The sequence below is a fragment of the Mangrovibacterium sp. genome, from assembly GCF_059905295.1.
Window position 1 is genome coordinate 1 of the sequence record NZ_JBZQJF010000324.1, and the last position, 5,304, is coordinate 5,304.

The 5,304-nt window shown below is 44.3% G+C and carries 4 protein-coding genes; all 4 read left to right on the forward strand.

All coding sequences use genetic code 11. From position 1 onward, the window contains the following. Positions 1-1,587 (forward strand): glycoside hydrolase family 31 protein (locus AC37HE_RS16385; RefSeq protein WP_500784106.1); only part of this gene is annotated, 1,587 nt, incomplete at its 5' end. A gap of 22 nt (positions 1,588-1,609) precedes the next feature. Beyond that, the gene (locus tag AC37HE_RS16390; protein WP_500784108.1) at positions 1,610-2,674 is read left to right on the forward strand and encodes a hypothetical protein; all 1,065 of its coding nucleotides are present in this window, start codon (positions 1,610-1,612) and stop codon (positions 2,672-2,674) included. 40 nt (positions 2,675-2,714) lie between these two features. Next, positions 2,715-3,773 carry a Gfo/Idh/MocA family protein gene (locus tag AC37HE_RS16395; protein ID WP_500784110.1) on the forward strand — a complete coding sequence of 353 codons (1,059 nt, stop codon included), beginning with the start codon at positions 2,715-2,717 and terminating at the stop codon, positions 3,771-3,773. A gap of 41 nt (positions 3,774-3,814) precedes the next feature. After that, the coding region (locus AC37HE_RS16400; protein WP_500784111.1) for a sodium:solute symporter family transporter at positions 3,815-5,304 on the forward strand (1,490 nt) is incomplete at its 3' end.

Genomic DNA, 5,304 nt, shown 5'->3' on the forward strand with positions numbered 1-5,304 from the left:
AACCGTCGAACTTATAAGAATGTGCCATTCCTGCTGTCGAGTCGAAAGTACGGTATTTTTATGCATACCACGGCGCATTCTAAATTCTCCGTGGCCGATCATTCCAGTCGTTCTGTTCAGCTAATGAGCGAAGAACCTTTGCTGGATGTATTCTTAATTGGTGGTGATACTCCCGAGGAGATTTTATACAACTATCGCTGTCTCACCGGCTTTCCGCAGATGCTTCCTTTGTGGAGTTTCGGAACATGGATGAGCCGAATGACTTATTTCTCCGAAGAGGAGGTGAATACAATTTGTGACCGCATGCGTCAGGAAGATTTCCCGTGTGATGTTATTCATCTGGATACCGGCTGGTTTCGAACCGATTGGCTCTGCGAATGGAAGTTCAATCCGGAGCGTTTTCCCGATCCCAAGCGATTTGTGCAGAATCTGCGGAAGAATGGCTACAAAGTGAGCTTGTGGCAGATGCCCTATATTGCTGCCGATGCAGAGCAACATGATGAAGCTTTAGCAAATAAGTACATGTGCTTGTTGGAAAAATCGGAAAAGCAGGGAGGCTCCAATTTCAGTGCTCTCGATTATGCCGGAACGATTGATTTTACCTATCCTAAAGCTGTTGAATGGTATAAAAATCTGCTGCGCGAATTATTGGAACTGGGTGTGCTTTGTATCAAAACCGATTTTGGCGAAGACATTCATATGCAGGCTAAATATCATGGAATGGAGCCGGCTAAGTTGAATAATTTGTATGCGTTGCTTTACCAAAAGGCCGCTTATGAGGTGACCAAGGAAGTAACCGGTGATGGGATTGTTTGGGCTCGGGCCGGTTGGTCAGGCTGTCAGCGATATCCCTTGCATTGGGGCGGTGATTCTGCCTGCTCATGGGATGGTTTAGCCGGTTCGTTGAAAGGCGGTTTGCATTTCGGTTTGTCAGGCTTTGGCTTTTGGAGCCACGATGTGCCTGGTTTCCACAGTGTGCCAGATTTTATGAACTCAGTTGTGCCTGATGACCTGTATGTGCGTTGGACGCAGTTTGGTGTTCTCTCGTCGCACCTGCGTTACCACGGAACTTCCAAACGAGAGCCCTACGAGTTTCCTGCTGTTGCCGATATTGTACGTAAATGGTTGAAATTGCGCTATGCGTTAATTCCTTACTTGCTGGAGCAAAGCGAGAAAACCTCTCAAACCGGATATCCTGTTTTGCGGGCATTAATCTTCCATCATGCTGATGATAAAATGTGCTGGCACATCGACGATCAATACTATTTCGGTGATGATATGCTCGTTGCTCCGGTGATGAATAGTGATAACAAACGATCAGTCTACTTACCGGATGGAAGCTGGATCAACCTGTTTAGCGGATTGCAGTTTGAGGGTAACCAATGGCTGAAGGATTTTGAATGTCCGTTGGATGAAATGCCGGTTTGGGTGAAGCAGGGAGCCGAAATTTCGGTTTATCCGTTTCCTGTAAGCAATACGGATGAGATGGACCTGACTAAAACGGTCAAACTGAAATTCGATGATACTTATGCCGGATTAGGAAGTAGCTTGTTGGCTCCGGTCCTAAATATGAAAAACGAAATTTAACCTGAATCAAACAAAATAAACTATGAAAACCTGGAAAGCAAACTGGGAAGAATCGAAAAAACATTATACCGATTGGTGGCATGGTAAAGGTATTGTTCTAAGTATGTGGGAACACTTACAGGAAGGTGTATCACCTCATGCTGCGGTTGCAGCACCAACACCTGCAAAAGATTTAAAACAATACTGGTTCGACCCGCAATGGCGGGCTGATAACTTAAATTATCAGCTTTCGCGCAGTTCGTTTCTGGCCGATATTCCTCCTGTTGCCAACACACACCTGGGCCCGGGATCGCTGGCGGCATTGATGGGTGCCGAGTTAGACGGTGGTGATGATACCATTTGGATTCGCCATAAGCCGGGAACAGAGATGGATCTCACATTCAATGAAAATCACCCGATGTGGAAACTTCATGTTGATCTGCTGAAGGCCTGTAAAACTAATGCGAAGGGTAATTACTATGTTGGTTGTCCCGATTTAGTAGAAGGGCTGGATGTGTTGGCCAGTATTCGTGGTACACAGGACGTATTGATGGATATGATTATGCAGCCGGAAGAACTCGCTCAGCAGTTGCAGCAAATCAATGACGTGTATTTCCAGGTTTACGACCGGATTTACGATATCATCCGCGAGGGTGACGAGAGTACTTTCTGCTATTTCTCTTTGTGGGCTCCGGGACGGGTTTCCAAACTACAATCTGACATTTCAATCATGATCTCGGAAGATGATTACCGCCAGTTCGTTTTGCCCTATATCAAGGAACAATGTTCGAAAATTGATTATACGCTTTATCATCTCGATGGAGTGGGAGCTCAGCGCCACCTGGATGCTATACTCGAAATTGACGAGCTAAATGCGATTCAATGGACTCCCGGAGTTGGTGAACCGCAGGGAGGAGATCCATGCTGGTACGATCTTTATAAACGGATTTTGGCCGGTGGAAAATCAATTATGGCCAACTGGGTCACTTTGGATGAGTTGGAGCCTTTGTTGGATAATGTTGGCAACCAGGGATTGCATATCAATGTTGATTTTAAGAATGAACGGGATATTGAGGCTGCCCTTAAAATCGTAGAAAAGTATCGTTGAAAACTTGAAACTATAAACTTTTAACTGAAAACTAAAGAATATGCTTCGAATTGGAATTTTGGGATTAGGGGAAGGCCGAAGCACGATGTCGGCAGCCCTGAAGAGTGAAAAATGGCAATTGAAAACCATTTGCGACCGAAATGAGACCTTGTGCCAGCAACGCTGCAAGGAGTTCGATTTTGAAAATTATACACTTGATTACCAGGAGATGCTGGATGATCAGGAAATAGATGTAATTGGCATTTATACACCGGATCATTTGCATGCAACGCATATTAAGATGGCTTTGCAAGCCGGGAAACATGTTGTTTGTACGAAGCCGTTGCTGGATGATTTGGCCGATGCTGCTGAGTTATTGCGCATAAGCGAGGAAACGGGCAAGAAGGTTTTTGTTGGTCAAAGCTCTCGATTCTTTGAGCCAATGAAAAAGCAGCGGCAAGACTTTGTGGCTGGAGAAATTGGCCAACTGGTAACCATTGAGGCTAACTACAATGCTGATCATCGCTGGTTCCTGGGCAAAGGTTGGTCTTTGGAAAAAAGCTTTAAGTGGCTTTATGGTGGACTTAGTCACCCCGTTGACCTGGTACGCTGGTATCTACCCGGTATTGAGGAGGTGATGGGCTACGGCATGCTTAGTTCAAACGGACAAGCAGGAGGGCTAAAAAATGAAGATACAATGCATTTCATTTTTAAAGCATCAGACGGACGTATTGCCAGCGTAAGCGGAACCTATACCTGCCCGATTCAACCTGTTCAACGTGAAAGCGAAATGACCTGTATTCTTCGTGGTACTGAAGGATGTTCACAAGGAGATTATATGGATTTGCGTTACGCGATCACCGATAAAACAGGGGAGGAGCGTATCATCACCTGGGAGCATAAACTGAAGCATTATTTCCGGTTTGAAGGAAAATCGCATCATGCCGGAGAATACCAAAATTACCTGGAATACTATGCTGATTGCCTCGAAAGTGGAGAAACAGCTTACCCGGATCTTCGAGAGGGGATTGGTACTGTGGCCGTAATGAAAGCCATGGAAGAATCACTGAAAACCGGACAACCCGTTAAAGTGAAAGACCTGCTAGACAAGATTACCTGACTAAACAAATAAAATTACCTAATTAAACCTAAACTTTTAAAATGGAGAGTATTTATAGTTACCTGAACCCAATCGATTTCGTTGTTGTCGTTATTTATTTAATTGTACTTATTGGAATCGGTTATTGGGTCAGTTTTGTAAAAAAACGAGATGAAGATGAAAACCTGTTCCTTGCCGGAAAAACATTAGGCTGGTCAAGCATTGGCTTAACCATGTGGGGAACCAATGTTGGCCCGTCAATGCTTATTGCCTCGGCCAGTATTGGATATACAACCGGTATTGTTGCCGGAAACTTTGGCTGGTATGCCTTTGTGTTTATTCTTTTACTAAGCTTGGTATTTGCGCCTCGTTATCTGGGGGCTAATGTTCAAACACTTCCCGAATTTATGGGAAAGCGTTTTGGACAATCGACGCGCACCATTCTGGCCTGGTACACCCTTGCTACCATATTAATTTCCTGGTTAGCACTAACGCTTTTTGCCGGTGGAATACTCGTAGGGCAAATTCTGGATTTACCATTGTGGATTTCTGTGATCATTCTGGTCTGTATTGCCGGCTTTTTTACGATTGCCGGTGGACTGAAAGCAATTGCTTATACCAATGTTTTCCAGATGGTGCTGCTTATTGCTGTTTCGCTGATCCTAACCGTCGTTGGTGTTATGAAAGCGGGAGGACCAATGGCTGTTTTTGAGCACACCCCCGGTAGTTATTGGAATTTATTATTGCCAATGAACGATGCGAATTACCCGTGGCTGGCTATTGTGCTTGGGTATCCCGTAATGGGAGTCTGGTTCTGGTGTACCGACCAATCGATGGTGCAATCGGTGCTGGGAGCTAAAAACCTGGAACAAGGACAGCTTGGGGCTAATTTTACAGGTTGGCTGAAAATATTGGATGTGGCACTTTTCATTATTCCCGGAATTACGTGTTTTGTGCTGTTCCCAAATCTCTCGAACCCTGACGAGGCTTATATGACGATGGTTACCCGTCTTCTCCCATCCGGAATGATCGGGATGGTGATGGCTGTGTTAATTGCAGCTTTGGTCAGTACCATTGACTCTGCACTCAATTCTCTCAGTACCGTTTTTACCATGGATATTTATGTGAAGAAATTTCGTCCGAGTGCCAATCAAAAAGAAATCGTTTACATTGGTCGAATGGTAACCGTCCTTGGGGCAGCAATTGCCGTGATCTTTGCTTTGGCAATTGATAGCATAAAAGGATTGAATTTATTTGATGTTTTTCAAGCTATCTTAGGTTTTATTGCGCCGCCAATGGCTGTCGTTTTCTTGTTTGGTGTACTATGGAAACGCACCACCCGTAAAGCTGCCAACTTCATTTTGTCAGTTGGTACAATTATTAGTTTAGGTACTGGAGTCTTTTATTTATGGGTGTTCCCGAAAGATGACTACGATTTCTGGCCGCATTTTTTACTGCTTTCATTTATTCTGTTTGTAATCCTATCTGTTATTATTGTTGTAATTTCATTATTCGACAATGTAACCGAAGAACAAAACAAATTAGACTACGG